The organism is Aeromicrobium fastidiosum, from assembly GCF_017876595.1.
In the GTDB taxonomy this organism is placed as follows: domain Bacteria; phylum Actinomycetota; class Actinomycetes; order Propionibacteriales; family Nocardioidaceae; genus Aeromicrobium; species Aeromicrobium fastidiosum.
Genome location: NZ_JAGIOG010000001.1, coordinates 666,110 through 692,593 on the forward strand (window position 1 = coordinate 666,110; position 26,484 = coordinate 692,593).

Genomic DNA, 26,484 nt, shown 5'->3' on the forward strand with positions numbered 1-26,484 from the left:
CATGGCGACACCCGCGATCGAGATCGAGGTCGGCGGCCGCACCGTGCGCGTGTCCAACCCCGACCGGGTCTACTTCCCCGAGCACGGCTGGACCAAGCACGACCTCGTCGACTACTACCTCGCGGTCGGCGAGCCGCTCGTCAACGCGCTGCGCGAGCGTCCGTGCATGCTGCACCGGTTCCCGAAGGGCGTCGGCGGCGAGAAGGTGCACCAGAAGAAGGTGCCCAACGGGGCACCGCCATGGCTCGAGACGGTCAGCGTCCACTTCCCCCGGTTCGACCGCGACGTCGACGAGGTGTGCGTCACCGAGGTGGCGGCGATCATCTGGGCGGTGCAGATGTCGACCGTCGAGTTCCACCCGTGGAACAGCCGGCGCGGGCACGTCGAGCAGCCCGACGAGTGGCGCATCGACCTCGACCCCGGCGATGCCTGCGACTTCGCGACGGTGCAGCGCGTCTCGCACGTCGTCCACGGGGTGCTGGACGAGCTGGGGGCCACGGGCTACCCCAAGACGTCCGGCGGGTCGGGGCTGCACGTCTACGTGCGCATCCCGCCCGACCACGGCTTCGACGACGTCCGCCGTGCCGCCCTGGCCTTCGCCCACGAGCTCGAGCGACGCACCGACGAGGTGACGACGGCCTGGTGGCGCAAGGATCGCGATCCGTCACACGTGTTCGTCGACTACAACCAGAATGCCCGCGACCACACGATCGCCGCGGCCTACTCGGTGCGCGGATTCCCCGACGGGCGCGTCTCGACCCCTGTCGAGTGGCACGAGATCGACGACCTCGACCCGCACGACTTCACGATCGCGACCGTCCCCGAGCGGCTCGCCCGCATCGGCGACCTGCACGCGACGATCGACGACACGCCGTTCGACATCCGGCCGTTGCTGGAGTGGGCCGACCGCGACGGGGCCGGCGAACCGGCCCCGTGAGGTTCAGGCGACCTCGACCTCGAGCTTGACGTCGACGTTGCCGCGGGTCGCGTTGGAGTAGGGGCACACCTGGTGCGCGACCTCGACGGCCTTCTGCGCGTCCTCCTGCGAGACGCCGCCGCCGAGCTCGACGTGCAGCGTCACGGCCAGCGCGAAGCCACCCTTGCCGTCAGGGCCGATGCCGACCTCGGCGGTCACGGCCGAGTCGACGACGTCGACGCCGTGCACCGAGCTCGAGGCCTTGAGCGCCGAGTGGAAGCACGCGGCGTAGCCCGCCGCGAACAACTGCTCGGGGTTGGTCGCGCCGCCGGCACCGCCCAGCTCCTTGGGCGTGCGGACGTCGGTGTCGATGAGTCCGTCATTGGAGCGGACGTGGCCGTTGCGGCCGTCGCCGTCGGACGTGGCGACGGCGGTGTAGGCGATGGACTCGGGCATGCGAACTCCTGAAGTGTAGGTAGACTGACTAGTACGTCTACTACGATACCCCGAGGAGCATGATGAGCGTCATCGAGCTCAAACCAGTTCGCGAGCGCATCCTCGACGCCGCGATCGAGCACTACTACGCGGACGGCATCCGGGCCGTCAGCGCCGACAAGCTGATCGCCGCGGCCCACGTCTCGAAGATGACGTTCTACCGCCACTTCCCGACCAAGAACGACCTCGTCGCGGCCTATCTCGCGGTGCGCGCCGACGACGAGCAGTCGGCCGTGACGGCCAAGCGCCGCGAGCTCGCCGGCGACCCGGCGGGCGTCCTGCGGTGGTACGCCGACCAGGTCGGTGCCGCCAGCTGCACACCCGGCTTCCGCGGCTGCCCGTTCATCAACGCCGCCGCCGAGATCTCCGACCCCGAGCACCCCGGCACCGCGATCATCCAGGGGCACCGCGCCTGGCTGACCGGCCAGGTGCACGAGCTGCTCGACGAGCTCGGCGTCGATCACGCCGGCACCCGCGCCGAGCAGATCATGATGCTGCGCGACGGCGCGATGGTGTCGGGCTACCTCGGCCGCGCCCCCGAGCAGGTCGCGGACGACCTGGTCGCTGGGGGACGCTCCATCATCGGGCGGTAGGCCTCAGGGACGGGTGACCCCGCGGAACCGCCCACCGCCGAAGTGCTGCAGAGCCTGCGCGATGCGGTCGACCTCGGCGACGTCCTCGCTCGCGCTGAGCACTGGCGGCGGGACGCCGATGGCGCGGGTGAACGGATCGGCACCGATCAGCGGCAGCAACGGACGCAGGTCGGGGCGACCGCCGAAGTTCTCTGTCGCGGGCGCCAGCCGCACCCGGATGCGGATCTTGGTGCGCAGCGCCTTCGGGTCGACGACGTCGTTGCGGATCGCGGATCGGACGCTGACCCACAGGTCGACCGCTGCCAGCTCGCCCCACGAGACGAGCACCGTCCCGCGCCCCGTGGAGGTGGTGATCCCGGTCGTGTCGATGCGCAGCGACGAGCGTCCGGCTCCGCGCAGGCCCCACAGGCCGAGCGCGCCGAACCCTCCGAAGAACGCGGCACCGATCCATGCCGCCACCACGCCCGCGTTGCCGTTGCCGTTCGCCGTCGGATCGCCCAGCACGACCCAGGCCAGGGCGATGAGCCCCACGACGAGGCAGCCCAGGCAGATCCAGCGGGCCACGCGGACGTCCGGGGCGAAGGACAGCTCGAGCGGCTCCACGTCAGCGCAGCTTCTGCGAGCGATCCCGCGCCGGGTCGTAGAGGTACGACTCGGAGCCGCGGACGTCCGGGGCGAGCGCCCGTCCGACGAGGATGACGGCCGCCTGACGCAGCCCCGCAGCCTCGACCTGGTCGGCGATGTCGCCGAGCGTGCCGCGCAGCACGACCTCGCTCGGCTGGCTCGCATTGGCGACCACCGCGACGGGGCACTCGGTGCCGTACGACCCGGCGAGCTCGGCGGCGAGCACCCGCGTGCGCGTGATCGCGAGGTGCAGCACGAGGGTCGCGCCCGACGCGGCGAAGTGGGCCAGCGACTCCCCCTCGGGCATCGCGGTCGACCGCGCCTGGGTGCGGGTCAGCACGACCGACTGGACGACCTCCGGCACCGTCAGCTCAGCCCCCAGCAGGGCGGCTGCGGCGGCGTAGGCCGGGACGCCGGGGGTGACGTCCCACGGCACGCCGTGCGCGTCGAGCCGGCGGGTCATCTCGTGGATCGCCGAGTAGATCGAGGGATCTCCCGAGCACAGCCGGACGACGTCCAGACCCGCGGCGTGGGCGTCGACGAGACGGGCGGTGATCTGGTCGAGATCGAGGTCCTGCGTGTCGACGAGGTCGGCACCTGCGGGGCAGTGCCCCAGCACGGCCTCGTCGATGTAGGTGCCGGCGTACACGCAGACGTCCGCCCGGTTGAGCAGCGCGACCGCCCTCAGCGTCAGCAGGTCGGCGGCACCCGGCCCCGCACCGACGAAGTGGACGGTCACGCGGGTGCCTTGGTGACGGCCCACTGCATGACGGCGCGCGCGGGCGTCCATCCCGTGAAGGTGCCGATGGGGGCTGCGTGCTCGACGTGCAGGCGGGTCAGCTCGCCGCCCAGTGTCGCGTAGCGGTGGGCGAGCAGCGCCTCGGTCTCGAGGGTGACGCCGTGGACGACGAGTCGTCCGCCCGGCAGCAGGGCGTCCCAGCAGGCATCGAGCAGGCCGTCCTCGGTGGCACCCCCTCCGATGAAGATCGCGTCCGGCGCCTCGAGGCCCTCGAGCGCCTCGGGCGCGCGGCCCGTGACGACCCGCAAGGCCGGGACGCCGAGGGTCGCGGCGTTGCGGACGATGCGCCCGGCCCGGTCGTCGCGGGCCTCGATCGCGATCGCCCGGCACGTCGGGTGGGCGCGGAGCCACTCGATGCCGACCGATCCGGCACCGGCACCGACGTCCCACATCAGCTGCCCGGGCACGGGGGCCAGCCGCGCGAGGGCGGACGCGCGGACGTCCCGCTTGGTGATCTGTCCGTCGTGCTCGAAGGCGTCCTCGGGCAGTCCCGCGACGAAGCCCAGGGGCCGCGCACCCGAGCTGACCAGCTCGACCGCGACGACGTTGAGGGCGGGCATCGCCTCGTCGCGCCAGGAGGCGGCGACCCCGTCGACCCGGGCCTCGTCGGCCGATCCCAGGTCTGACAGCACCGTCATGGGGCTGCCGCCATAGCCGGCCGCGGTCAGCAGCGCGGCGACCTCGGCCGGCGTGGACCCGTCGGACGACAGCACCAGCAGCCGCAGCCCGGGGGCGAGCGAGCGTGCCACGAGGTGCGGGTCGCGGCCCACGAGCGTCACGACCTCGGTCGACTCCGCCGACCACCGCATGCGGGCCCGGGCGAGCGCGACCGACGACAGCGCCGGGACGACCGTCACGGCGTCCTTGCCCAGCAGGTCGACCAGCGTCGTCGCGATGCCCGACACGAGGGGGTCGCCGGAGGCCAGGGCGACGACGTCGTAGCCGTCGAACTGCGCCAGCAGCGGCGGCAGCGCCTCCAGCAGCGGTGACGGCCAGGCCTGGCGGATCTGCTCCGGCACGTCGGGGAGCATCGCCAGGTGTCGCTCGCCGCCCAGCACGACCGCCGCGCCGTCGACCAGCTCCCGCGCCGCCGCGGACAGACCGCTCCAGCCGTCCGCGCCGATACCGACGACCGTCACCCGTGTGCTCACAGGCATCGACGATATCCCGCTTCGGCCGGACAGGATGTCGCCGACCGGGGGGACCCATCTTTCGGCGTTCCGGTAGCCGGAGCCGCGTCAACGCAGAAAGATCAGTCGTCCTCGGACGGAATGTTTCGACGTTCCTGCAGCCAGGGCACCGCGAACGCAGAAAGATCGGTGAGCCTCGGGGCCACCGACTCGCCTACTCTGCTGGCATGCAGCCCAACAAGGCCGTCTCCCGTTGGGGCTTCATGGCGTCGCTGGTGACGGCTGCCCTCGTCCTCGCCACGGTCTCGGTGGCATTCATCGGCTTCGCCGTGATCGCCGGCACTGGGGGGACCGAGGACGGCACGATGCGCGAGCACGCGTGCGTCACGATCGGGTCCGACGACCGCATGACCGAGGACGACTTCGCGCGGGACGGATCGCTCCTGCGCGCCACCGACCGCGAGACCGTCTGCCGCCCCTACGACGCCCTCGGTCACCCGCGCCTGGTGCAGGCGCTCGTCGACGTGCGACCCCTCCCGATCGTCCTGGCCGCCCTGGCCTGCCTGATCGGCCTGCGGCGGGTCGTCGAGGGCACGCGGGACGACGGCCCGTTCAGCACCGAGGCCGTCCACCGTCTCAGGCGGCTGCGCCCGTGGGCGACCGCGTACGCCCTCGCCGGTGCCACCGTCTACTGGGCGCTGGGCGGGGTGGCCAACGACGTCGTCGCCGACGCGAGCTGGCCCAGCGACGTCGGCTTGTTCTGGCCCGCGATCGGCACCTACGTCGCGTTCACGATCGGCGTCGCCGTCTTCGATCTCGGCACCTCCCAGCGCATGGACGCCCACGAGCGGGGGCGCAGCAGCGCCGGGGACGCCTAGTCCCGCGCCGCAGCAGGAGGTGGATCCGCAACCGTGTCGGCGCTGAGACGGTTGCAGATCCACCTCCCGGGTGGGCGCATGGACGCACCGCGACCGTTACCCTTGCGAGCAGAAGGCTCGAGGTGCCCCGCGAGGGGAGAATCGGGAAGCCGGTGAGAATCCGGCACAGGGCCCGCTGCGGTGACCGAGGCACAGACCTCGGAAGTCCGAAGACCGGCCTCGCGCCTGACCGGCGGACGCAACCGCGTCCGGCGGACGTCGGCAGACGAGCGGGAGCCCCACATGCCACAGCACTACCCCTTCAGCGCCGTGGTCGGATCCGACGACATGGCGCTCGCCCTGACCCTCTCCACGATCTCGCCGGCCATCGGTGGCGTACTGGTGCGCGGCGAGAAGGGCACCGCCAAGTCGACGATGGTGCGCGCCCTCGCCTCGATCCTGCCGCCGATCGACGTCATCGCCGGCGACCGGTTCTCGTCCGATCCCCGCGAGGCACGACCGCTCTCGCCCGACGGCCCCTTCGCCCCTGACGCGGACGTCGAGACGCGCCCCGTCCGTCTCGTCGAGCTGCCCGTCGGTGCCACCGAGGACCGCGTGCTCGGCTCGCTGCACCTCGAGAAGGCCCTGTCGGAGGGAGTCACGGAGTACGAGCCCGGCCTGCTGGCCCGCGCGCACCGCGGCATCCTCTACGTCGACGAGGTCAACCTGCTGCACGACCACCTGGTCGACCTGCTGCTCGATGCCGCCGCGATGGGACGCTCGACGGTCGAGCGCGACGGCGTCTCGGTCGAGCACGCCGCGCGCTTCGTGCTCGTGGGCACGATGAACCCCGAGGAGGGCGAGCTGCGGCCCCAGCTGCTCGACCGGTTCGGGCTGACGGTCGAGGTCGCCGCGCCGCGCGACCCCGCCACCCGGGTCGAGGTCGTCCGCCGCCGCCTCGCCTACGAGACCGACCCCGACGCGTTCGCGGCCCGCTTCGCCGACGACGAGGCGTCGCTGACCGATCGCATCCAGGCCGCGCAGAAGCTCGTCGAGCAGGTCGATCTGAGCGACTGGGCGCTGCTCAAGATCGCCGAGGTCTGCGCCGCGTTCGAGGTCGACGGCATGCGCGCCGACATCGTCACGGCCCGTGCCGCCTCGGCCCACGCCGCATGGAACGGACGCACTGCCGTCACACGCGACGACATCCGCGCCGCGGCCCGTCTGGCCCTGCCGCACCGCCGGCGCCGCAACCCGTTCGACGCCCCCGGCATCGACGAGGACCTGCTCGACCGCATCCTCGGCGACGACGAGCCCGAGCCGCCGGTGCCGGACGGAGACGGCGAAGCCGAAGCCGACGAAGACGCTGGGCCTGACGTTTCTGCAGACACGCCGTCGGCGAGTCCGTCAGAACGTCAGGGCCACGGTGAGGGCGAGCCGCAGGCTCAGAACCCGACGCCCCCGCAGGCCGCATCCGACCAGGCGCAGGGCGAGGCAGACAGCTCAGCGGGCGAAGCAGACAGCTCGGCCGATCAGACCGCCGGCGGCACCGAGGACGTGACCGTCGCGTCCGCACAGCAGCCCTACCGTCCCAAGCTGTTCACGGTGGGCGGCACCGGTGCCGGCGAGTCGGGACGTCGCTCGCGGGCCATCACCGAGACCGGCCGACGCATCGGTGCCGCGCCTCGCACCGGCCAGGGCGGCTCGATCCACCTCACCGAGACGATCCGCGCCGCCGCGCCGCACCAGCTCGCCCGCGGCAGGGCGACCGGCTCGGGCGGGCTCGACTTCCGGGCGTCCGACCTGCGCCTCGCGATCAAGGAGGGCCACGAGTCCAACCTGATCCTGTTCTGCGTCGACGCCTCCGGCTCGATGGCCGCGCGCCGCCGCATGGAGCAGGTCAAGACCGCGATCCTGTCGCTGCTGATGGACGCCTACCAGCGCCGCGACAAGGTCGGGCTCATCACGTTCCGCGCCGACGGGGCCGATCTCGCCCTGCCACCCACCGGATCGATCGACATCGCCGCAGCGCGCCTCGCCGACCTCCCTGCCGGCGGACGCACCCCGCTGGCCGAGGCCCTGCTCAAGACGGCGGACGTCCTGCGGCTCGAGCGGGTGCGCGATCCCCGCCGGCGTCCGCTGCTCGTCGTCATCACCGACGGTCGGGCGACGTACGGCGACCGTGCCCTCGAGCGAGCGCACCAGGTCGCGGCTCACCTCGGCGCGACCGGCGTCGCAAGCCTCGTGATCGACTGCGAGACCGGAAAGTTCAAGATGGGTCTCGCCCTCCAGCTCGCCGACCACCTGATGGCCGAGTACGTCCCGCTGGGCGAGGTGAGCGCCTCGGCGCTCACCGAGGTCGTGAAGGGAGCGGCCTGATGCCCCAAGGCGTCCCCCTCACCGTCCCTGACGACGGCCTCACGACCAAGCAGCGCCGCAACCGTCCGCTCGTGATGGTCCACACGGGCGCGGGCAAGGGCAAGTCGACCGCCGCGTTCGGCATGGCGATGCGCGCGTGGAACCAGGGCTGGGACATCGGCGTCTTCCAGTTCGTCAAGTCGGCCAAGTGGCGCATCGGCGAGCAGACCGTGCTCGAGCGCCTCGCCGAGCTGCACGACACGACCGGCGTCGGCGGGCCCGTCGAGTGGCACAAGATGGGCTCCGGCTGGAGCTGGTCGCGCAAGGAGGGCTCCGACGACGACCACGCCGCCGACGCCGCCGAGGGCTGGGCCGAGGTCAAGCGCCGCATCGCCGAAGAACGCCATGATCTCTACGTGCTCGACGAGTTCACCTACCCGATGAAGTGGGGCTGGGTCGATGTCGACGACGTCGTCGAGACGCTCGTGAACCGTCCCGGACGTCAGTACGTCGTCATCACGGGACGTCACGCCGACCCCAAGCTCGTCGAGATCGCCGACCTCGTCACGGAGATGCAGCACGTCAAGCACCCCTTCGACAACGGTCAGAAGGGTCAGCGAGGCATCGAATGGTGAGCACGCCGACCTCCCGCACTCTGCCCCGCCTGGTGATCGCCGCGCCCGCTTCGGGTCACGGCAAGACCACGGTCGCAACGGGACTCATGGCCGCGCTGACCCGCGCGGGTCACGACGTCTCGTGCCACAAGGTCGGCCCTGACTACATCGACCCGGGCTATCACGCACTGGCCACGGGCAAGCCGGGCCGCAACCTCGACCCGCACATGGTCGGCGAGCACCGGCTCGTGCCGCTGCTGCTCCACGGTGCCGGAGTCGGCAGTGACCGACCCGCCGACGTCGCGATCGTCGAGGGCGTCATGGGGCTGTACGACGGGCAGATCGGCGGCAACGGCTTCTCGTCCACGGCGCACGTCGCGACCGTCACGCAGACCCCCGTCGTCCTCGTCGTCGACATCTCGCACGCCTCTCGCTCGATCGCGGCCGTCGTGCAGGGCATGGTCGCGTTCGACCCGTCGGTGCGCATCGTCGGCGTCATCGTCAACAAGGCGGGCTCGGCGCGTCACGCGGGCGAGGTCGTCAGCGCGCTCGAGTCGACCGGCGTGCCGGTGCTCGGGGTGCTCCAGCGCGACGACGGCATCGTCGCGCCGTCGCGGCACCTGGGGCTCGTGCCCGCCGACGAGCGGGACGACGCGGCGCACGCCCTCGACCGGCTCGCCGACCAGATCGCCGAGCGCATCGACCTCGACCAGCTGCTGGCCCTGGCCCGCACCGCCCCCGACCTCGACGTCGAGCCCTGGGACCCGGCCACGGAGGTCCACCCGCCGGGCGGTGCACTGGCGTCCACTTCGTCCGGCGTTCTGGACGCTGACGCACCGCTCAGCGGGGGCGGTGCGGGAGCGTCCAAGCCCGTCGTCGCGATGGCGGGCGGACGGGCGTTCACGTTCCGCTACGCCGAGACCGAGGAGCTGCTGCGTGCAGCCGGCTGCGACGTCGTGACGTTCGACCCGCTGACCGACGAGACCCTGCCCGAGGGCACCGCGGGCCTCTACCTCGGCGGCGGCTTCCCCGAGGTGCACGCCGCGGGCCTCGCCGCCAATGCTCCCCTGCGCGACGCCCTGCGCGATGCCGTCGAGTCGGGGATGCCGACCGTCGCCGAGTGCGCCGGCCTGCTCTATCTGTGCCGCTCGGTCGACGGCGTCCCCATGGTCGGGGCCATCGACGCCGATGCCGTCATGAGCCCGCGACTCACGCTGTCGTACCGGTCCGTCGTCGTGCCGACCGACCAGCTGATGGGCGTCGCCGGCACCCGGGTGACAGGCCACGAGTTCCACCGCACCAAGCTCGTCGACGCGGTCGAGCAGTCGACGGCGGCGTGGCTGCTGGAGGGGGACGGGCACGGCATCGGCTCCGACACCCTGCACGCGTCGTACCTGCACACCCACTGGGCCGGCCACCCACGGATCGCCCAGCGCTTCGCCGACGCCGTCCACGCCCATAAGCCCACGGCGGCCGCGCCCCGACCCTCCCCCGTCCCCGCTGGGCCTGACGTTCTGACCGACACGCCGTCGGCGAGTCTGCAGAATCGTCAGGCCCAGCGCGAAGGGCTGGCGTTTCATGGGGATGCCGAGCTCGCGGAGGGGCTCCTCGACTTCGCGGTCAACATCCACGACGACCCCCGTCCCACGTGGCTCGACGAGGCCCTGCGCGTCGACGTCGGCTCGTACCCCGACGCCGCAGAGGCCGAGCGGGCGGTCGCCCGACGACACGGACGCGCCGATCACGAGGTGCTGGCCACGGCCGGTGCCGCCGAGGCGTTCATGCTGGTCGCCCGCATGCGGGCCTGGAAGCGCCCGGTCGTCGTGCACCCGCAGTTCACCGAGCCCGATGCGGCACTGCTGGCTGCAGGCCACCCGCCGCACCACGTGGTCTGCGACCCGGCCAACGGCTTCGCGCTCGATCCGACCCTGGTGCCGTCCGACGCCGACCTGGTCGTGATCGGCAATCCCACCAACCCGACCAGCGTCCTGCACCCCGCCCAGACGATCCGGATGCTGCTGCGGCCCGATCGCGTCGTCGTGGTCGACGAGGCGTTCATGGACTCCGTTCCCGGCGAGCAGCACTCCCTGGCCGGCACCCACCTGCCCGGTCTGCTGGTCGTGCGGAGCCTCACGAAGCTGTGGTCGATCCCCGGCGTCCGCGCGGGCTACGTGCTCGGTGCTGCCCACCTGCTCGACGAGCTGCGCACCCAGCAGTCGCCGTGGTCGGTGTCGGCCCAGGCGATCGCCGCGATGACCGCGACGACGTCGGAGCAGGCCCTGGCCGAGGCGGCCCGCCGCACGACCCGCATCGCCCAGCACAGGGCCGTCCTGACCGACGGCCTCGCCGAGCTCGGCATCCCGTTCGTGGCACCGTCGGCGCCGTTCGTGCTGGCACGACCGGGCCGCGGCAGCCACGAGAAGCTGCGGACGGCCGGATACGCCGTGCGGAGGGCCGACACGTTCCCGGGCCTGGACGACTCGTGGGTGCGCATCGCGGTGCGGCGTCCCGACACGACCCGCAAGCTGCTGGCCACGATGAGGGTGGAGCTGTCATGAACCTCGACGTCACCGGCATGCGGGCCGTCGTCGTGGGCGGCGACCTGCGGGCGGCCGGCCAGGTCTCGTCGCTGCTCGACGGCGGGGCGATCGTCACGGTCGTCGCCGGCGAGGTGACCGCCTCGATCGACGACCTCGCCGCCCGCGGTCTCGTGACCTGGATCGCCCGTGACGCAGAGCCGGACGACGTTGCGCAGTTCGACCTCGTGCTGCGGGGCCACGCCCACGCCCCGGCCCCCGAGCGCATCCTCGACATCGGATCGGTGACCCTCGTGGGCGGCGGGCCCGGCGACCCGGGCCTCGTGACGGTCGCCGGACGCGAGGCCATCGAGACCGCCGACGTCATCGTCACCGACCGACTGGCACCCCTCGCCGCACTGGCCTGGGCACGACCCGATGCCGAGATCATCGACGTCGCCAAGATCCCCGGCGGCCGGTCGACCAGCCAGGACGACATCAACCAGCTGCTCGTCGAGCACGCCAAGGCCGGCCGTCACGTCGTCCGGTTCAAGGGCGGCGACAACTTCGTGTTCGGTCGTGGCGGCGAGGAGCTGCTGGCCTGCCACGACGCCGGCATCCCGACCCGAGTCGTGCCGGGCGTGAGCTCGGCGATCGCCGCACCCGCGCTCGCCGGAGTCCCGGTCACGCACCGCGGCCTGACGCAGGGGTTCACGGTCGTCTCGGGCCACGTGCCGCCGGGCCACCCCGACAGCACGCTCGACTACGCCGCGCTCGCCCACTCCGGCACCTCGATCGTCGTGCTGATGGGCGTGCGGACGCTCGAGGCCATCTGCGCGGCCCTCGTCGAGGGCGGACTCGACCCGGCCACGCCCGCGGCGGTCGTCGCCGACGGCAGCCTGCCGAGCCAGCGCGTCGTCCGCGCCACGGTCGCCACGATCGCCGAGGCGGCCGCCGAGCTGCGACCACCTGCCGTCGCGGTCATCGGCGAGGTCGCCGACATCGACGGCCTCACGGAGGTGGCCGGCGCATGATCCTCTGGGTGCGCCACGGACAGTCGACCTGGAACGTCCTCGACCGCATGCAGGGCCACGAGCTCAGCCCGCCCCTGACCGAGCTGGGGCGGGAGCAGGCACAGCACGCCGCCGAGTCGCTCGCGGGCCGCGGCGTCGTGAGACTGCTCAGCTCGCCGGCCACGAGGGCGCTCGAAACCGCCGAGATCATCGGTGCCCACCTGGGCCTCGAGGTCGAGGTCGAGCCGCTGCTGCTCGAGAAGGGCCTCGACGAGAACTACACCAACGTCCTCGTGCGGGTGCAGCAGTTCTTGGATCGGCACAGCGTGGACCGCGACCTGCCCGACCACACCGTCGCCGTCAGCCACGGCGACACGATCGGCCTCGCGGTCGGTCTGCTGAGCGGTCAGCGCCCCGAGCCACCGGCCAACGGATCGATCACGAGCGTCGATCCGGCCACCCGCGAGGTCGACGTCACCGTGCCCCCTCGTTGACCATCGCAACGACTCGTCCCTAGGATGACAGCACCACCCCCGAGGAAGCCGGTGAGAATCCGGCGCAGTCGCGCTACTGTGACGCCTCCTGCAGACCCTGCACCAGGCGAAGCCAGACCCGACGGGGTGGCGACTCATCCATTCACGGGACGCACTCATCCCACAAGGAGATTCCATGTCACAGGCCATCGCCACCCCCGAGGTCGAGATCCCGACCATCCCGGTCGCACAGCTCGCCCCTTGGGCCGCCTTCGTCTTCCTCATCGCCGCCATCGTGCTGTTCTTCATCAGCGCCGACCAGGGCATCGTGTCGATCCCGTCGGGCAACGCCGTCCACGAGTGGGTCCACGACGGACGCCACCTGCTCGGCTTCCCCTGCCACTGACACCTCTCCCCTGACCCGGCGCGCCCCTGAGGCGGCCGGGAATTCGCGCTACCCAGAAACGGGCACCTTCATGACCCCACGCAACTTCCTCGTCCGCGGCCTGCTCGCGGGCTTCCTGGCGGGCATCTTCGCCTTCGCCGTCTCCTACACCGTCGGTGAGCCGCAGGTCGACGCCGCGATCGCCGTCGAGGAGGCCGGCACCGCCGCCGCTCCCGTCGAGGCCGCACCCGCCGACGACGGCCACACCCACTCGCACTCGCACGACGAGGGCGGCACCGTCGTCTCGCGCGACAACCAGTCGACGTGGGGCCTGGCGACCGGCATCTTCGCCGTCAGCACCGCATTCGGCGGCGTCGTCGGACTCATCTCGGCGTTCGCGGTCGGACGTCTCGGACGTCTGCGGCCCAGCCAGTCGACCGCGGTCATCGCGCTGCTGGGCTTCGTCGCGGCGTGGCTCGTGCCGTTCGTCAAGTACCCCGCGACCCCGCCGGCCGTCGGCAACGAGGACACGCTGGCCGACCGCACGCTCTACTACTTCACGATCCAGGCCGTCTCGATCCTCGCGATGATCGGCGTGGTCCTGCTGGCCCGCCGCCTGCTGTCCCAGATCGGGACGTACCGGACGCTCCTGGTCTCGGGCGCGACGTTCCTCGTCATCGTCGTCGTCACGGGGCTGCTGCTCCCGACCGTCAACGAGATCGGCACGTTCCCCGGCGACACGCTCTGGTACTTCCGGCGCGCCTCGCTGATGACCAACCTGACGCTGTGGGCCGCGCTCGGCATCATCCTGGCCGGACTCATCGGCAGGCTGTACGAGCAGGAGACCGCCCGGACGGCGCGTCGCGACCTGGCGGCGAGCCTGTGACCGCCGCCGTCACCGCCCCCTCCGCGACGCTGCGGGCAGAGGCCGAGGCCCGCCTGGCCGATCTCGCGACCCCTCCCGGTGCGCTCGGACGCCTCGGCGACCTGGCCGTCTGGGTCGCCGCGACCCAGGGCCAGGTGCCGCCCGCGCCGATCGACCGTGTCCGCGCGGTCATCTTCGCCGGCGACCACGGGGTGTCCGACCACGGCGTCTCGGCCTTCCCGAAGGCCATCACGCCCGCCATGGTGCGCACGTTCCTGGCCGGCCGGGCCGGCGTCTCGGTGCTCGCCGCCCAGCACGGCGTGTCGGTCCGCGTGCTCGACCTCGGGGTGGACGACGACCTCGACGGCGTCCCGGCCGAGGTCACGGCGTTCAAGGTGCGGCGCGGGTCCGGCGCGATCCACCTCGAGGACGCGCTGACGTCCGACGAGACCCGCCGGGCGATCCTGGCTGGCGAGACCGTCGCGGCCGAGGAGATCGCCGCGGGTGCTCAGCTGCTCGTCAGCGGCGACATGGGCATCGGCAACACCACCCCTGCCGCCGCCCTGATCGCCGCGTCCTTCGGCCTGCCCGCCTCCGAGGTCACCGGCCGCGGGACGGGCATCGACGAGGCCGCGCTGGCCGCCAAGACAGCGCTCGTGCAGCACGCCGTCGACCGTGCCGGCGAGCGCACCGCCGACCCCGTCGACACCCTCACCGCGCTCGGCAGCGCCGATCTCGCCGCCTCGGCCGGCTTCATGGCCGCTGCGGCGCGGGCCGGCGTGCCCGTGCTGCTCGACGGCGTCATCTCGGTCGCGGCGGCCGTCATGGCCGATCGCCTCGCCCCCGGTGCCGCCGCATGGTTCGTCGCGGGCCACCGGTCGACCGAGCCCGCCCAGTCGCTGGCGCTCGACAAGCTGGGGCTCGAGCCCGTGCTCGACCTCGGCATGCGGCTCGGCGAGGGCAGCGGCGCCGTCGCCGCCGTGCCGCTGCTCCGGTCCGCGGCGCTGTTGCTGTCGCAGGTCGCGCTGCTGTCCGACCTGCACTGATGCTCGACGCCTGGCGGCTCTCGGTCGGCACCCTGACGGCGCTGCGGGTCGGGCACCCGTCCCGGGTCGACCGGCGCACGGCCGGCGCGGCGATGCTGCTCGCACCGCTGGCAGTCATCCCCTTGGGGCTGCTGGTCGGTGTGATCGGCTGGGCGGGACGCGAGCTCGACCTGGCACCGGTCGCGGTCGCGGTCGTCGCCGTCGGGGCCCTCGCGACGGGCAGCCGTGCCCTGCACCTGGACGGGCTGTCGGACGTCGCCGACGCGCTCACGGCCTCGTACGACCGCGAGCGGTCGCTCGAGGTCATGAAGGGCGGCACCTCGGGCCCGGCCGGATCCGCGGCACTGGTGCTCGTGCTGGGCCTGCAGGTCGCGGCGCTGGCCTCGGTGCTGTCGACACCGCGCGGACCCGTCGTCGCTGCCGTGCTCGTGTGCGCCTCGCGGGCGATGCTGGTCGTGACCTGCGCGCGCGGCGTCCCGGCGGCGCGCGAGGGCGGCCTCGCGGCGTCCTACGTCGGCACCGTCACGCCGCTCGTCGCCGTGCTGAGCTGGGTCGTCGTCGGCGCGATCGCCGCCGGGGTGCTCGGCTGGGCCGGTTACGAGCCGTGGCGCGGCGTCGTCGTCGCGGCGGCCGGTCTCGTCGTCGGCGCAGCCCTCACCTACCGTTGCGTCCGGCGGTTCGGCGGTGTCACCGGCGACGTCTTCGGCGCGGCCATCGAGGTCTCGCTCGCCACGATGCTCCTGGGGGCCACATGACCACGACCGTCCTCGTCGAGCAGCGCGGACGCCTGGGCGTCCTGACCCTCAACCGTCCGCGCGCCATCAACGCGCTCGATCTCGAGATGGTGCGCCTCGCGCAGCAGGCACTCGACCGCTGGGCGACGGACGACTCGATCGGGGCGGTGCTCGTCACGGGCGCGGGCGACCGGGGCCTGTGCGCCGGGGGCGACCTGCAGGGCATGTACCGGTCGGCCCGCGACGGCACCGACGAGTCCGTCGACTTCTGGCGCGAGGAGTACGTGCTCGACCACACGATCGCGACGTACGCCAAGCCCGTCGTGGCCCTCATGGACGGCATCGTGCTGGGCGGCGGCGTGGGCGTCTCGGCGCACGCCTCCCACCGCGTCGTCACCGAGCGGACGTCGGTCGGCATGCCGGAGACCCGCATCGGCTTCGTGCCCGACGTGGGCGGCCCGTGGCTGCTGTCGCGCGCACCCGGCGAGCTGGGCACGCACCTCGCCCTCACGGCGTCCAACGCCGACGGGGCCGACACGATCGCCCTCGGCATGGCCGACGTGCTGGTGCCGAGCGACCGTCTGCCCGATCTCGAGCGGGCCCTCGAGACCGAGACGCCCGACGACGTCCTGGCCCGTCTCGCGGTCGAGCCTCCCGCATCGGCATTGCTGGGCCGGCAGGCGTGGATCGACGCTGCGTACGCGGGTCACGACGTGCAGGAGATCGTCGCCCGGCTCCGCGCCGCCGGCACCGAGGACGCCACGCAGGCCGCCGACGACATCGAGGCGCGATCACCCACGGCGGTCACGCTGACCCTCGCCGTCGTGCGCCGCGCGGCGACGCTGCCCGATCTGCGCGCCGCCCTCGACCAAGACCTCGCGGTGTCGACCTTCCTGCTGGGCGTGCCGGACATGGTCGAGGGCATCCGCGCGCAGGTCATCGACAAGGACCGGTCTCCCCAGTGGAGCCCAGCGTCCCTGGCCGAGGTCGACCCCGAGGCCTGGGCCCACGTCCTGAGCTGACTCAGAGCCGGAGGGCGCGACCGGCGACGACGAGCAGGACGTCGTCGCACTCCTGGGCGATCCGCTGGTTGACGACGCCGAGCAGGTCGCGGAACACCCGTCCCGACCGGTGCTCCGGCACGACGCTCATGCCGACCTCGTTGGTGACCGCGACGACCGTGCCGCGGTGCTCGGAGATGGCCGCGGCGGTGTCGGCGAGCCGGTCGTGCAGCACGGGCTCCCAGTCGTCGCGCAGCTGGTCCCAGCCGTCGAGCTCGTCGATGACGGACGTCAGCCAGGTGCCGAGACAGTCGATCAGCACCGCGCCGTCTGCACCGCGCACCGCGCCGGCCAGGTCGTGGGTCTCGATCGTGCCCCAGTGGTCGGGCCGGCGGGCCCGGTGGATCGCGACGCGCGCAGCCCACTCCGGATCGGCGTCGACGTCGGCCTCTGGCCCCGGTGCCACGTACGTGACGTGGGGCTCCGCGACCAGGAGCGACTCCGCGTGGAACGACTTGCCCGAGCGCACGCCGCCCGTGACCAGAACCTTCATGGCACCTCGCTAGTGTCGTGCTCACCTTACTCAGACGACCGGGAGCACAGCACATGTCAGCGCGCGCGACGGGGCTCGTCATCGGCTTCGCAGCAGACCGGCTGCTGGGTGACCCGGCCCGTCACCACCCCGTCGCCGGCTTCGGCCGCCTCGCCGGGGCCCTCGAGCAGCGGATGTGGGCGGACGACCGCCTGACCGGTGCGGCCTACACCGCGACCCTCGTCGGTGGGGCCGGCGCAGCGGGGTTGCTCGCCGACCGCATCACCCGGGGCCGTCCCATCGCCCGCAGCCTGCTGACCGCCGCGACCACGTGGGCCGTCCTCGGCGGACGCTCGCTGGGTCGCGAGGCCCAGCGGGTCCACGCCCACCTCGACCGCGACGACCTCCCGGCCGCCCGCGAGCAGCTGACCCACCTCGTGGGCCGCGACCCGTCGCAGCTGGACGCTGCCGAGATCTCGCGCGCGACCGTCGAGTCCGTCGCCGAGAACACCTCGGACGCCGTCGTGGCCCCGTTGCTGGCGGGCGCGGTCGGCGGCATCGGCGGGCTGATGGCCTATCGCGCCGCCAACACCTTGGACGCCATGGTCGGCCACCGCAGCGAACGCTTCGAGCGGTTCGGCTGGGCGTCCGCGCGCCTCGACGACGTCCTCAACCTGGCCCCGGCCCGCCTCTCAGCGCTGCTGGGGGCCGCGCTCGCCCCGCTCGTCGGTGGACGTCCGGCCGACGCGTTCGAGGCGTGGACCCGCGACGCCCGACGGCACCCCAGCCCCAACGCCGGACCCGTCGAGGCCTCGTTCGCGGGGGCCCTGGGCGTGCAGCTGGGAGGCACCAACCTGTACGGCACGCGGGTCGAGCACCGCGCGCTCCTGGGGTCGGGACGTCCCGTCAGCCCCGACGACGTCCCCCGTGCGGTGCGTCTGGCCGACGCCGTCGGCCTCGGTGCCGCCGTCGTCAGCGCGTCGGTCGCAGCGCGACCCACGCGGCGGCGGCCTCGACGTCGTTGACGGTCTCGACGTCCGAGATCGCCGACGACCGCCGCACGACGACGACCGGGATGCCTGTCTCGCCCGCGACCCGCATCTTGGCCCACGTGTGCGATCCGCCCGAGTCCTTGGTCACGAGCACGTCGAGCGTCGCCATGAGCGAGCGCTCGTCGTCGAGCCCGTAGGGCCCGCGACTCAGCAGCAGCGTCCACGGCTCGGGCAGCTCGATGTCGGGCGGGTCGACGACCCTGGCGACCGCCGACACCCCGGCCAGGGGCCCGACGAACCGGTCGAGCGACTGCCGGCCCACGGTCAGGAACGGACGCTCGCCGAGCGTCGCGGTCAGCGCGGCGGCCTCGTCGTGCGTGTCGACCCAGTGCCACCGGTCGGCACCGGGTTCGCCGGCCCAGCCCGGGCGCTCGAGCCGCAGCAGCGGCACGCCCTCGGCCGCGCACGCCTCGGCCGCGTTGGCGCTCATCCCGGCCGCGAACGGATGCGTCGCGTCGACGACCGCCGTGACCCGGTGCTCCCCGAGGTAGGCCCGCAGCCCACGCACGCCGCCGAACCCCCCGATCTGCACCGCGCCGACCGGCAGGCGAGGACGGGCGACCCGTCCGGCCAACGTCGACACGAACCGGACGCCCGCCGCATCGAGCAGCACGGCCAGCGCACGCGCCTCGGCGGTGCCGCCGAGCAGGAGGATCATCCGAGCCCCGGCGGCAGCACCCGGAGGTCGGCCGGCGCACCGTGCTCGGCCAGGGACAGCAGCGCCTCGACGTCGAGCTTCTGCTCGACGAGGTCGCCGAGCAGGTCGAGCCGGGCCTCGCGCCGCTCCGCGAAGCTGACCTCGGACGGCTCGTACCGACGCCCCAACGCGTCCGCGACCTCGGCGAGGAAGGCCCTCCGCAGGCCGTCGGACTCCAGGCTGCCGTGCCACATCGTGCCGAAGACGTGACCGGCCCGCGCCCCGCCGAGGAACTTCTCGTCGTCGCCGTGGCTGATGCGTCCGTGGTGGATCTCGTAGCCCGCCGCGTCGGTGCCCAGCGCCTCGCCGACCGGCAGTCGCAGCACCTTGTCGGCCGCGAACGTCGTCGCGACGTCGAGCAGACCCAGGCCCGTGACCTCGGCACCGGCGTCGCCCTCGACGCCCTCGGGATCGCTGATGACTCCCCCGAGCATCTGGAAGCCACCGCAGATGCCGAGCACGGGACGTCCCGCGGCCGCGTGGTCGAGGATGACCCGGTCGAGCCCACGGGAGCGGAGCCAGCCCAGGTCGGAGATCGTGGCGCGCGTACCAGGCAGGACGACGAGGTCGGCATCGGTCACGTCGCGCGGGTCGCTGGCGAAGACGACGTCGACCCCCGGCTCGAGGCCGAGCGCGTCGACGTCGGTGAAGTTGCTGATGCGCGGCAGCCGGATCACCGCGACCCGCAGCGCCGCGCCCCGGTCGGCGGCCCGCCGGCCGGCGAGGTCGAGGGCGTCCTCGGAGTCGAGCCACAGATCGGAGCTCCAGGGAAGGACCCCGAACACCCGACGCCCGGTCAGCGCCTCGAGCCGTTCGAGGCCGGGGGCCAGCAGCCCCTCGTCGCCCCGGAACTTGTTGACCACGAACCCCGCCACGAGCCGCTGATCGGCCGGCTCCAGCAACGCGACGGTGCCGAACATCGCCGCGAACACCCCACCCCGGTCGATGTCGCCGACCACGAGGGTCGGGATGTCGGCGTGCCGGGCCAGGCCCATGTTGACGTAGTCGCCGGCCCGCAGGTTGATCTCGGCGGGGCTGCCCGCGCCCTCGCAGACCACGACGTCGTAGCGCGCCGAGAGGTCGTCGAAGGCCGCATGCGCCGCCGCCGCGAGGTGCGTTCGTCCGCCGATGAACTCCGCCGACGTGATCTCGCCCGCGGGCTGACCCATCACGACGACGTGGCTGGCCCGGTCGCCTCCGGGCTTGAGCAGCACGGGGTTCATGGCCGCCTCGGGCGTTGCGCGGGCCGCGAGCGCCTGGATCCACTGTGCCCGGCCGATCTCGGCCCCCGACCCGTCGGGTCCGAGGCACACCATCGAGTTGTTCGACATGTTCTGCGCCTTGTAGGGCGCGACCTTGAGGCCGCGGCGCGCGAACGCCCGGCACAGGCCCGTCGTGAGGATGCTCTTGCCGGCGTCGGACGTCGTGCCGGCGACGAGCAGCGCCCCGGTCACGCGCGGACCTTGTGCAGCCACGGACCCAGCAGCCGCGTGACCCACGGGAGCAGCACGTAGGTCATGAGCGGCGTCATGACGCACACCGTGAGCAGCACGCGGGCCGGCAGCCACCAGTCGCCCAGGTAGACGCGGCCCAGCTCGTTGGCCGCGAGGCTGAGCGGGAAGAACACGATGAAGATCGAGCACATCTGCTTCCAGCGGGGCGGAGGCGTCGGCGCCGGCCGCAGATCCTGCACATCGACCCTCGACGGCTCGTCGAACCAGCCCTCGATGCCGGTGCGGTGCTCGCGGGACGCCTCGGCCACGAATCCCTGGGCCGAGTCGAGCCACCAGCGACGCTGCGCCGACAGCTCCCACGCCTCGAGCGCCTGCGGCGACGCGAAGCGGTAGAGCATGTGCCACTCCGCCGAACCCTCCGTCGGGCGGATCCAGCCCGAGCCCAGGAAGCCGTCGAACCGCTCGGACAGCTCGGTGCCGGCCCGGAGCCAGGCCAGCATCTGGTCCTCCTGCGAGGGGTCGACGCGCCGGGTGATGGAGACGGTCACGGGTCCGGTCATGGGTCCACCCTAGGAGAACGACAGCACCCCCGGAGCCGAGGCTCCGGGGGTGCTGTGCTGATCTGAGGGCTGAGTCAGGCTCAGCTCATCACAGAGAGATCAGAGGGGACGAATGTTCGTCGCCTGCAGACCCTTCTGGCCCTGCTCGACGTCGAACTCGACCTTCTGGTTCTCGTCCAGCGAGCGGTAGCCGCTCGTGGCGATGGCGGAGAAGTGCGCGAACACGTCCTCGCTGCCGTCGTCCGGGGCGATGAATCCGAAGCCCTTGTCAGCGTTGAACCACTTGACAGTTCCTGTAGCCATGATGTTTCTCCTTCTTGCGAATTGCCGCTCACGCCTTTCGCGAGCGACCGTCGCGACACACATCCAACCGAGAAGAAATCAACACCAGTGAAGGAACATCATTCGTTCGTACAGCCCAACGTCGTGCAACTGGGATCAACCCTAGCGCGCGCCGGCTCACAAAGCGACCTCCGTCCCATCCGGACGTGTCGCCACTGCCGGAGGAGCTCAGTCGTGGATGGGCGTGGACGACACCACGACGCCCGTCGCGTCGGCGTAGACCCAGTCGCCGGGCTCGACCGTCACACCGGCGATCGTGACGGTCAGGCCGACGTCGCCGAGTCCCTTGCGGTCGGTCTTGAGCGGGATCGCTCCCAGCGCCTTCACGCCGAGGTCGATCGTCCGCAGGATCTCGACGTCGCGCACGGCACCGTGGATGACGAGTCCCGCCCACCCGTTGTCGGCCGCGGTCTGCGCGATGACGTCGCCGAGCAGCGCACGTCCGAGCGACCCCCCGCCGTCGACGACGATGACCCGGCCCTCACCGGGGGTGCCGGCCAGGTCCTTGACCCGCGAGTTGTCCTCGTGGCAGCGGACCGTGACGGCCTGGCCGAAGAAGGCCTCCCGCCCGCCGAACGTCGAGAACTCCGGCGCCAGCACGCGCACCTGCTCGGGATGGTCGTCGCACAGGTCAGGAGTCGTGAACATCGTGGTCCTCTCGGTCGGATTCCTCCACGCTATCGACCTCGCACCACAGCCTGCTCGACCTGGCACCACAGCGTGCTGATGGGCGCGGCGGTCACGCGGTCGCCCAGCGAGAAGGCCCGCGGGCCCGTGTGGAGGACGACTCCCGCGACGAACGCCTCCCCCAGCTCGTCACGCAGCCACTCGAGGTGACGTGCGTCGTGACGTGACGGGGATGCGGTCGCTTTCACCTCGATGCCCACGATCCGCCCGCCTCCCAGCTCGACCAACATGTCGACTTCGCGCCGCGCGTCCTGGTTGCGGAGGTGATACAGGCGAGGGGGCACGTCCATGACTCCGCACTCCGCCCGGATCTGTTGGTAGACGAAGTTGTCGAGCACCCGGCCCAAGATGTCGCCGTCTCGCATGACGTCCTCGGCCGTGAGACCGCCGACGCCCGCGATGAGGGCTGCATCGGAGAGGTATCGCTTGGGCATCTTCACGAGGCGCGAGATCCTGTTGCTGTGCCAGGACGGCACGAGGTCGAGGATGTGGAGGTCGACGAACAGCTGCTCGTAGGACTGAGCCGTCGCGCGATTCAGGCCAGATGCCTGCAGGATGGTGGTCTCGGTGACGACTCCGCCGGCGACGAGTGCCAGCGCCTCGAGGTATCGCCGGAGTCGCACGGTGGATCTGGCTCCTCCGACGTGCGGCGCGTCCCTCGACACGACCTGATCGACGTAGCCGGCCAACCACGTGCGTCGCTCGTCGTCGGAGAGCCGGAGCGCGGGGTAGGGGAATCCGCTGCGGAGTGCACGCTGGACGTACGACCGCAGGTCATCCTCGGACCCGGGCCCGAGAGCTGCAGGATCGTTGGCGGTCACCCTCTGCAGGAAGGGAGAAGAAGCGGACGCGCCTTCGAGCTCGGCGACGGTCAGGCCGCGCATCGCGAGCTGGATCACGCGACCCGTACCCGGCCAGGTCTGCGTGTCGAGCTCGGCCCGCACGCTCCCCGACAGGATGAACCGACCGGGGCGCCCTGAGTCGTCGACAGCTCGCTTGACAGCACCGAGCACTCCGGGCACTTCCTGCCACTCGTCGAGCAAGACGGGTTCGGCCAGGCCGATGAGTGCCGCGTCAGGATCAGCCTCGAAGGCCGCCGCCTCGGCCGCACGATCCAGACGCACCACCGATCCGGCCAACGACCGGGCCGTCGTGGTCTTGCCGACCGCTCGGGGCCCGAGCAGCGCCACAGCCGGGAAGGCAGACAACAGTCGCTGGAGGCGGGCATCGACCAGACGCTCCACGTAGTCGGACACCCACGTACGGTATCACTTCTACACACCGCGAACCATCACTTTCACACGGCCTGAACTATCACTTTCACACACCACGTCTGGGCGCGCGCTCGCCGATGCTCGTGCCGAGCACGGCTCCCGCCGGTACCGTGGCTGCATGACGCTCAGCGACGAACTCCGCATCTCCCTCGACGGCAAGTGGCGCCACGTGCGGGAGCAGTCCCGCAAGGAGCTGGCGACGTTCGACCTGTCGTACGACCACGACCTGACGCTCGACGAGGCCCGCGAGCGCGTGCTCGGGCAGATGAAGAAGCTCGTCGCGACGGGCATCCCCGCGGCCGGCTTCAAGGTCTCGAGCGGCGGCACGGGCGACCCGGGCGCATCCGTCACCGGCATCGAGATGCTGGCGCAGTTCGACCTCTCGCTGATGGTCAAGGCCGGCGTGCAGTGGGGCCTGTTCGGCGGGGCGATCGAGAACCTCGGCACCGAGAAGCACCACGAGCAGTACATCCCGGGCCTGATCAATCTCGACATCCTGGGCTGCTTCGCGATGTCCGAGACGGGCCACGGCAGCGACGTGCAGAGCCTCGAGACGACGGCGACGTACGACCCGGCCACCCAGGAGTTCGTCATCCACTCGCCGACGCCGTCGGCGCGCAAGGACTACATCGGCGGTGCCGCCGCGCACGCCCGCGTCGCGGCGGTGTTCGCCCAGCTGGTCACGAAGGGCGAGTCGTACGGCGTGCACTGCTTCGTCGTACCGATCCGCGATGAGGACGGCAACGACCTGCCGGGCGTCACGACGTCCGACGACAAGCACAAGGGCGGCCTCGGCGCGGTCGACAACGGACGCCTCGTCTTCGACAACGTGCGCGTCCCCCGCGAGAACCTGCTCAACAAGTACGGACAGGTCGACGAGGGCGGCACGTACTCCTCGCCGATCGAGAGCTCCAACGCCCGGTTCTTCACGATGCTCGGCACCCTCATCCGCGGACGCATCAGCGTCGGCGGATCGGCCAGCGCCGCCACCGAGGTGGCCCTCAGCATCGCCGGCCGCTACGCGCTCAAGCGTCGCCAGTTCGGCCCCGACCCCGACCACGAGATCCTGCTGATGGACTACCGGATGCACCAGCGCCGGCTGCTGCCGCTGATCGCGAAGTCGTACGCCATGCGGTTCGCGCAGAACCAGCTCGTGGCCCGCATGGACCGCGTGCAGAGCTCGGAGGAGCCGCCGCCGGCGCACCAGCAGCGAGAGCTCGAGAGCCGCGCCGCCGGACTCAAGGCCGCCCAGACGTGGCACGCCACGAAGGCCATCCAGGAGGCCCGCGAGGCCTGCGGCGGTGCCGGCTACCTGGCCGAGAACCGCCTCACGACGCTCAAGGGCGACACCGACGTCTTCACGACGTTCGAGGGCGACAACCACGTGCTGTTCCAGCTCGTCGCCAAGGAGCTGCTGACGTCGTACGCGCAGGAGGTCGGCGGCCTCGATCCCGTCGGCATGGTCAAGTTCGCCGCCGGCACGGTCGCCGACGTCGTCAAGGAGCGCACCGCCGCCTCGCAGCTGATCCAGCGCCTCATCGACGCGCGTCCGGGCGGAGGCGACGACGACCACGACCTGCTCGACCGCGGCACCCAGCTCAACCTGTTCGAGGACCGCGAGCAGCACGTGCTTGAGACGGCCGCGCGTCGCCTGCGCCGGGCAGGCAGCGACAAGGTCGAGGCGTTCAAGGTCTTCAATGCAGCCCAGGACCACGTCATCCGGGCCGGCCGCGTCCACATCGAGCGCATCGTCCTCGAGGCCTTCACCGCCGGCATCGCCCGCTGCGAGGACCCCGAGGCTCAGGACCTGCTGCGCGACGTCTGCTCGCTCTACGCGCTCACCGCGATCGAGGAGGACCTCGCGTGGTTCATGGGCCACAACCGGCTCTCCGACACGCGGGCCAAGACCGTGACGGCACTGATCAACGACCTGCTCGACAAGCTGCGGCCCCACACGCTGACGCTGATCGAGGGGTTCGGCGTCCCCGAGGAGACCCTCGGCGCGGCGATGCTCGTCGACTGAGCGGCTGTCTTGCGGCGTCGTCGAACTCTGGTTGACTACGGGGACCATCACCATTCTCCAGGGGGACACCATGAAGAACCTTTTCCGCGCGGCAGCCATCGGCATCGCCTCCACGGCTCTCGTCGCCGGAGGCGCCTCGGTCGCGACCGCCGCACCGTCCGCGCCTGCTGTCGCCTCGACCGCCGTCACGACGTCCGGCGACGTCTCGATCGCCGTCGCTCCGTACCCGATCGACTACAAGTCGAAGATCCGCATCCAGAAGCGCGGCTCCAAGCTCACGTTCCGGCTCACCGCCCGCTACCGCGACGACGCCGGCACGCCGGTCGGCATCCGCCGGGCGACGATCCAGGTGCTCAAGGGCAGCAAGTGGAAGACGCTCAAGAACGTCAAGCTGAACGGCAACGGCGGCGGAACCTACAAGACCCGCAGCAGCAAGAAGCGCAAGTACCGCATGCTCATCAAGCCGACGGCTCTGTACCAGGGCGGCAACACGCGCAGCGTCAAGATCTGATCTGCTGGCACGCCTCGGCGTGCCCCGTCCGAAGGCCCCCACCGAGCCGTGGGGGCCTTCGTGCATCCTGAGGGCATTCACAGAAGAACCTGACCGTTTCCTGAGACGAACTGTCTTGCCACCCCGGCGCGTCTGGTTGAATACGACCACCACATCAACCTTCCAGGGGGAACCACCAGATGAAGACCTTGCTCCGCGCAGCGGCCATCGCCGTCGCATCCACCGCTCTCGTCGCAGGCGCGACGACCTCGGCCACCGCTGCCGCCGGCGACGGCGCTGCCGCCAGCGTCGCGCCCCAGAACGCCTACACGAGCGGCTTCCGCGCGTCGACGACGTCGCTGGTCCCGACCGCCATCACGCCGACCGTGCCGGGCATCGAGATCTCGAGCCTGCGCGCCACGGTTCTCGTCAACGGCGCACCCGTCGCCAACGACGTGTTCGTGTCGCCCCAGTCGGGCTTCACCTACCAGCGCGCCTGGGGCATCGGCGTCGTGTCGCTGACGAACATCGTCGCGCAGGGCTACGACAGCCGCACCGGCACGCGCACCTTCTTCTCGGGCAAGCCGATCGCCCCGTCCGCCGGTGCCCAGATCCGCTACGGCATCGAGTTCCGCTCGGGCCTCGAGGTCAAGAAGCGCGGCAAGAAGCTGACCTTCAAGGTCAAGGCCCGCTACGTCGACAATGCGGGCCGCAACGTCGGCATCCGCAAGGCGACGATCCAGGTCAAGAAGGGCAGCAAGTGGCGCACGCTCAAGAAGCTGACCCTGAAGAAGAACGGCACCAAGACGTACACGCGTCGTGACGGCAAGAAGCGCAACTACCGTCTGGTGATCACGGAGACCTCGGTCTACCAGGGCGGTCAGACCAAGCCCCTCCGCAAGCTCTGACCCGCACGCTCTGACACATCCTCGTACGGCCCTCGCCCTCACCGGG

The 26,484-nt window shown here is 71.8% G+C and carries 28 protein-coding genes, 1 pseudogene and 1 riboswitch; of the genes and pseudogenes, 18 read left to right on the forward strand and 11 right to left on the reverse strand.

From position 1 onward, the window contains the following. Position 1: 1 nt before the first annotated feature. A complete protein-coding gene (gene ligD, locus JOF40_RS03280; RefSeq protein ID WP_129180067.1) occupies positions 2-937 on the forward strand; it encodes a non-homologous end-joining DNA ligase in 936 nt (311 codons plus the stop codon). Between the two features lie 3 nt (positions 938-940). Here ligD and JOF40_RS03285 read toward each other — a convergent pair whose 3' ends face one another. Beyond that, positions 941-1,372 carry an organic hydroperoxide resistance protein gene (locus JOF40_RS03285; protein ID WP_129180069.1) on the reverse strand — a complete coding sequence of 144 codons (432 nt, stop codon included), beginning with the start codon at positions 1,370-1,372 and terminating at the stop codon, positions 941-943. Between the two features lie 62 nt (positions 1,373-1,434). Here JOF40_RS03285 and JOF40_RS03290 point away from each other — a divergent pair, with 62 nt between their 5' ends. Continuing rightward, on the forward strand, positions 1,435-2,004 hold the full coding sequence (locus JOF40_RS03290) for a TetR/AcrR family transcriptional regulator (RefSeq protein ID WP_129181863.1): 570 nt from the start codon (positions 1,435-1,437) through the stop codon (positions 2,002-2,004). Positions 2,005-2,007: 3 nt separating this feature from the next. Here JOF40_RS03290 and JOF40_RS03295 read toward each other — a convergent pair whose 3' ends face one another. From JOF40_RS03295 to cbiE, 3 genes are read right to left on the reverse strand one after another with little or no spacing between them, the layout of a single operon-like run. Then, a complete protein-coding gene (locus JOF40_RS03295; protein ID WP_129180072.1) occupies positions 2,008-2,607 on the reverse strand; it encodes a hypothetical protein in 600 nt (199 codons plus the stop codon). Between the two features lies 1 nt (position 2,608). Further along, positions 2,609-3,367 carry a precorrin-4 C(11)-methyltransferase gene (gene cobM / locus JOF40_RS03300; protein ID WP_129180074.1) on the reverse strand — a complete coding sequence of 253 codons (759 nt, stop codon included), beginning with the start codon at positions 3,365-3,367 and terminating at the stop codon, positions 2,609-2,611. After that, positions 3,364-4,584: a precorrin-6y C5,15-methyltransferase (decarboxylating) subunit CbiE gene (gene cbiE, locus JOF40_RS03305; RefSeq protein ID WP_129180076.1), complete on the reverse strand. Its 1,221-nt coding sequence runs from the start codon at positions 4,582-4,584 to the stop codon at positions 3,364-3,366. The genes cobM and cbiE overlap by 4 nt, the downstream gene beginning before the upstream one ends. Positions 4,585-4,784: 200 nt before the next feature. Between cbiE and JOF40_RS03310 the strand changes: the two genes are divergently transcribed. The 12 genes and pseudogenes from JOF40_RS03310 (at position 4,785) to JOF40_RS03360 (ending at position 16,440) form a co-directional block, all read left to right on the forward strand. Next, positions 4,785-5,435 (forward strand): hypothetical protein, encoded by a 651-nt coding sequence (locus JOF40_RS03310; RefSeq protein WP_129180078.1) that lies wholly within the window; start codon positions 4,785-4,787, stop codon positions 5,433-5,435. A 103-nt stretch (positions 5,436-5,538) separates the two neighbouring features. Continuing rightward, positions 5,539-5,671, forward strand: a riboswitch (cobalamin riboswitch). Between the two features lie 46 nt (positions 5,672-5,717). Next, positions 5,718-7,793, forward strand: a complete 2,076-nt coding sequence (locus JOF40_RS03315; protein ID WP_129180080.1) for a magnesium chelatase subunit D family protein — start codon at positions 5,718-5,720, stop codon at positions 7,791-7,793. After that, complete coding sequence (cobO, locus tag JOF40_RS03320; protein WP_129180082.1) at positions 7,793-8,407, forward strand: cob(I)yrinic acid a,c-diamide adenosyltransferase; 615 nt, start codon at positions 7,793-7,795, stop codon at positions 8,405-8,407. Before JOF40_RS03315 ends, cobO begins: the two co-directional genes overlap by 1 nt. After that, positions 8,401-10,944: a bifunctional hydrogenobyrinic acid a,c-diamide synthase/histidinol phosphate aminotransferase CobBC gene (cobBC, locus tag JOF40_RS03325; RefSeq protein WP_129180084.1), complete on the forward strand. Its 2,544-nt coding sequence runs from the start codon at positions 8,401-8,403 to the stop codon at positions 10,942-10,944. The genes cobO and cobBC overlap by 7 nt, the downstream gene beginning before the upstream one ends. Further along, positions 10,941-11,144 (forward strand): annotated as a pseudogene (locus JOF40_RS19575) (NAD(P)-dependent oxidoreductase); the annotation flags it as partial. The gene cobBC and the pseudogene JOF40_RS19575, both read left to right, overlap by 4 nt. A gap of 45 nt (positions 11,145-11,189) precedes the next feature. After that, positions 11,190-11,936: a uroporphyrinogen-III C-methyltransferase gene (gene cobA / locus JOF40_RS03330; protein WP_246152804.1), complete on the forward strand. Its 747-nt coding sequence runs from the start codon at positions 11,190-11,192 to the stop codon at positions 11,934-11,936. Beyond that, entirely contained in the window at positions 11,933-12,409 is a 477-nt protein-coding gene (locus tag JOF40_RS03335; protein ID WP_129180088.1) for a histidine phosphatase family protein, read from the forward strand. Before cobA ends, JOF40_RS03335 begins: the two co-directional genes overlap by 4 nt. Before the next feature lie 175 nt (positions 12,410-12,584). Further along, the gene (locus JOF40_RS03340; RefSeq protein ID WP_129180090.1) at positions 12,585-12,794 is read left to right on the forward strand and encodes a CbtB domain-containing protein; all 210 of its coding nucleotides are present in this window, start codon (positions 12,585-12,587) and stop codon (positions 12,792-12,794) included. Positions 12,795-12,864: 70 nt separating this feature from the next. Continuing rightward, the gene (locus JOF40_RS03345) at positions 12,865-13,659 is read left to right on the forward strand and encodes a CbtA family protein (RefSeq protein ID WP_129180092.1); all 795 of its coding nucleotides are present in this window, start codon (positions 12,865-12,867) and stop codon (positions 13,657-13,659) included. Next, entirely contained in the window at positions 13,656-14,684 is a 1,029-nt protein-coding gene (cobT, locus tag JOF40_RS03350) for a nicotinate-nucleotide--dimethylbenzimidazole phosphoribosyltransferase (protein ID WP_129180094.1), read from the forward strand. Before JOF40_RS03345 ends, cobT begins: the two co-directional genes overlap by 4 nt. Next, positions 14,684-15,439 (forward strand): adenosylcobinamide-GDP ribazoletransferase, encoded by a 756-nt coding sequence (locus JOF40_RS03355; RefSeq protein WP_129180096.1) that lies wholly within the window; start codon positions 14,684-14,686, stop codon positions 15,437-15,439. The genes cobT and JOF40_RS03355 overlap by 1 nt, the downstream gene beginning before the upstream one ends. Beyond that, positions 15,436-16,440 (forward strand): enoyl-CoA hydratase/isomerase family protein, encoded by a 1,005-nt coding sequence (locus tag JOF40_RS03360; protein ID WP_129180098.1) that lies wholly within the window; start codon positions 15,436-15,438, stop codon positions 16,438-16,440. Before JOF40_RS03355 ends, JOF40_RS03360 begins: the two co-directional genes overlap by 4 nt. Before the next feature lies 1 nt (position 16,441). Here the strand turns inward: JOF40_RS03360 and JOF40_RS03365 are convergent, their stop codons facing one another. After that, complete coding sequence (locus JOF40_RS03365) at positions 16,442-16,972, reverse strand: bifunctional adenosylcobinamide kinase/adenosylcobinamide-phosphate guanylyltransferase (protein WP_129180100.1); 531 nt, start codon at positions 16,970-16,972, stop codon at positions 16,442-16,444. A 53-nt stretch (positions 16,973-17,025) separates the two neighbouring features. Here JOF40_RS03365 and JOF40_RS03370 point away from each other — a divergent pair, with 53 nt between their 5' ends. Then, a complete protein-coding gene (locus JOF40_RS03370; RefSeq protein WP_129180102.1) occupies positions 17,026-17,976 on the forward strand; it encodes a cobalamin biosynthesis protein in 951 nt (316 codons plus the stop codon). On the opposite strand, the gene JOF40_RS03375 is transcribed toward JOF40_RS03370, so the two are convergent. From JOF40_RS03375 to JOF40_RS03400, 6 genes are all read right to left on the reverse strand, one after another. Further along, positions 17,924-18,661: a cobalt-precorrin-6A reductase gene (locus JOF40_RS03375; RefSeq protein WP_129180104.1), complete on the reverse strand. Its 738-nt coding sequence runs from the start codon at positions 18,659-18,661 to the stop codon at positions 17,924-17,926. The two genes, JOF40_RS03370 and JOF40_RS03375, sit on opposite strands and share 53 nt — an antisense overlap. Continuing rightward, a complete protein-coding gene (locus JOF40_RS03380; protein ID WP_188111656.1) occupies positions 18,658-20,154 on the reverse strand; it encodes a cobyric acid synthase in 1,497 nt (498 codons plus the stop codon). Before JOF40_RS03380 ends, JOF40_RS03375 begins: the two co-directional genes overlap by 4 nt. Further along, the gene (locus JOF40_RS03385) at positions 20,151-20,714 is read right to left on the reverse strand and encodes an antibiotic biosynthesis monooxygenase (protein WP_129180106.1); all 564 of its coding nucleotides are present in this window, start codon (positions 20,712-20,714) and stop codon (positions 20,151-20,153) included. Before JOF40_RS03385 ends, JOF40_RS03380 begins: the two co-directional genes overlap by 4 nt. A gap of 99 nt (positions 20,715-20,813) precedes the next feature. Then, positions 20,814-21,017 (reverse strand): cold-shock protein, encoded by a 204-nt coding sequence (locus JOF40_RS03390; RefSeq protein WP_056208020.1) that lies wholly within the window; start codon positions 21,015-21,017, stop codon positions 20,814-20,816. Between the two features lie 207 nt (positions 21,018-21,224). Next, positions 21,225-21,704, reverse strand: coding sequence for a ribonuclease E activity regulator RraA (rraA, locus tag JOF40_RS03395; protein WP_129180108.1), 480 nt, complete (start codon positions 21,702-21,704; stop codon positions 21,225-21,227). A 29-nt stretch (positions 21,705-21,733) separates the two neighbouring features. Beyond that, positions 21,734-22,999, reverse strand: a complete 1,266-nt coding sequence (locus JOF40_RS03400; RefSeq protein WP_209674353.1) for an ATP-binding protein — start codon at positions 22,997-22,999, stop codon at positions 21,734-21,736. A 136-nt stretch (positions 23,000-23,135) separates the two neighbouring features. Here JOF40_RS03400 and JOF40_RS03405 point away from each other — a divergent pair, with 136 nt between their 5' ends. The 3 genes from JOF40_RS03405 to JOF40_RS03415 all read left to right on the forward strand — a co-directional run bounded on the left by JOF40_RS03405 (position 23,136) and on the right by JOF40_RS03415 (position 26,438). Then, positions 23,136-25,040, forward strand: coding sequence for an acyl-CoA dehydrogenase family protein (locus tag JOF40_RS03405; protein WP_129180109.1), 1,905 nt, complete (start codon positions 23,136-23,138; stop codon positions 25,038-25,040). A gap of 70 nt (positions 25,041-25,110) precedes the next feature. Continuing rightward, on the forward strand, positions 25,111-25,551 hold the full coding sequence (locus JOF40_RS03410) for a hypothetical protein (protein WP_129180111.1): 441 nt from the start codon (positions 25,111-25,113) through the stop codon (positions 25,549-25,551). Positions 25,552-25,730: 179 nt separating this feature from the next. Further along, on the forward strand, positions 25,731-26,438 hold the full coding sequence (locus JOF40_RS03415) for a hypothetical protein (RefSeq protein ID WP_129180113.1): 708 nt from the start codon (positions 25,731-25,733) through the stop codon (positions 26,436-26,438). Positions 26,439-26,484 lie beyond the last annotated feature (46 nt).

What these genes read in the sequence shown, in the direction of transcription:
- rraA (WP_129180108.1), bottom strand. Translation starts at nt 21,704, where the DNA reads ATGTTCACGACTCCTGACCTGTGCGACGACCATCCCGAGCAGGTGCGC.
- cbiE (WP_129180076.1), bottom strand. Translation starts at nt 4,584, where the DNA reads ATGCCTGTGAGCACACGGGTGACGGTCGTCGGTATCGGCGCGGACGGC.
- JOF40_RS03310 (WP_129180078.1), top strand. Translation starts at nt 4,785, where the DNA reads ATGCAGCCCAACAAGGCCGTCTCCCGTTGGGGCTTCATGGCGTCGCTG.
- JOF40_RS03315 (WP_129180080.1), top strand. Translation starts at nt 5,718, where the DNA reads ATGCCACAGCACTACCCCTTCAGCGCCGTGGTCGGATCCGACGACATG.
- JOF40_RS03340 (WP_129180090.1), top strand. Translation starts at nt 12,585, where the DNA reads ATGTCACAGGCCATCGCCACCCCCGAGGTCGAGATCCCGACCATCCCG.
- JOF40_RS03375 (WP_129180104.1), bottom strand. Translation starts at nt 18,661, where the DNA reads ATGATCCTCCTGCTCGGCGGCACCGCCGAGGCGCGTGCGCTGGCCGTG.
- JOF40_RS03345 (WP_129180092.1), top strand. Translation starts at nt 12,865, where the DNA reads ATGACCCCACGCAACTTCCTCGTCCGCGGCCTGCTCGCGGGCTTCCTG.
- JOF40_RS03370 (WP_129180102.1), top strand. Translation starts at nt 17,026, where the DNA reads ATGTCAGCGCGCGCGACGGGGCTCGTCATCGGCTTCGCAGCAGACCGG.
- JOF40_RS03405 (WP_129180109.1), top strand. Translation starts at nt 23,136, where the DNA reads ATGACGCTCAGCGACGAACTCCGCATCTCCCTCGACGGCAAGTGGCGC.
- JOF40_RS03365 (WP_129180100.1), bottom strand. Translation starts at nt 16,972, where the DNA reads ATGAAGGTTCTGGTCACGGGCGGCGTGCGCTCGGGCAAGTCGTTCCAC.
- JOF40_RS03385 (WP_129180106.1), bottom strand. Translation starts at nt 20,714, where the DNA reads ATGACCGGACCCGTGACCGTCTCCATCACCCGGCGCGTCGACCCCTCG.
- cobO (WP_129180082.1), top strand. Translation starts at nt 7,793, where the DNA reads ATGCCCCAAGGCGTCCCCCTCACCGTCCCTGACGACGGCCTCACGACC.
- cobBC (WP_129180084.1), top strand. Translation starts at nt 8,401, where the DNA reads ATGGTGAGCACGCCGACCTCCCGCACTCTGCCCCGCCTGGTGATCGCC.
- JOF40_RS03335 (WP_129180088.1), top strand. Translation starts at nt 11,933, where the DNA reads ATGATCCTCTGGGTGCGCCACGGACAGTCGACCTGGAACGTCCTCGAC.
- JOF40_RS03355 (WP_129180096.1), top strand. Translation starts at nt 14,684, where the DNA reads ATGCTCGACGCCTGGCGGCTCTCGGTCGGCACCCTGACGGCGCTGCGG.
- ligD (WP_129180067.1), top strand. Translation starts at nt 2, where the DNA reads ATGGCGACACCCGCGATCGAGATCGAGGTCGGCGGCCGCACCGTGCGC.
- JOF40_RS03360 (WP_129180098.1), top strand. Translation starts at nt 15,436, where the DNA reads ATGACCACGACCGTCCTCGTCGAGCAGCGCGGACGCCTGGGCGTCCTG.
- JOF40_RS03285 (WP_129180069.1), bottom strand. Translation starts at nt 1,372, where the DNA reads ATGCCCGAGTCCATCGCCTACACCGCCGTCGCCACGTCCGACGGCGAC.
- JOF40_RS03290 (WP_129181863.1), top strand. Translation starts at nt 1,435, where the DNA reads ATGAGCGTCATCGAGCTCAAACCAGTTCGCGAGCGCATCCTCGACGCC.
- JOF40_RS03390 (WP_056208020.1), bottom strand. Translation starts at nt 21,017, where the DNA reads ATGGCTACAGGAACTGTCAAGTGGTTCAACGCTGACAAGGGCTTCGGA.
- JOF40_RS03415 (WP_129180113.1), top strand. Translation starts at nt 25,731, where the DNA reads ATGAAGACCTTGCTCCGCGCAGCGGCCATCGCCGTCGCATCCACCGCT.
- JOF40_RS03410 (WP_129180111.1), top strand. Translation starts at nt 25,111, where the DNA reads ATGAAGAACCTTTTCCGCGCGGCAGCCATCGGCATCGCCTCCACGGCT.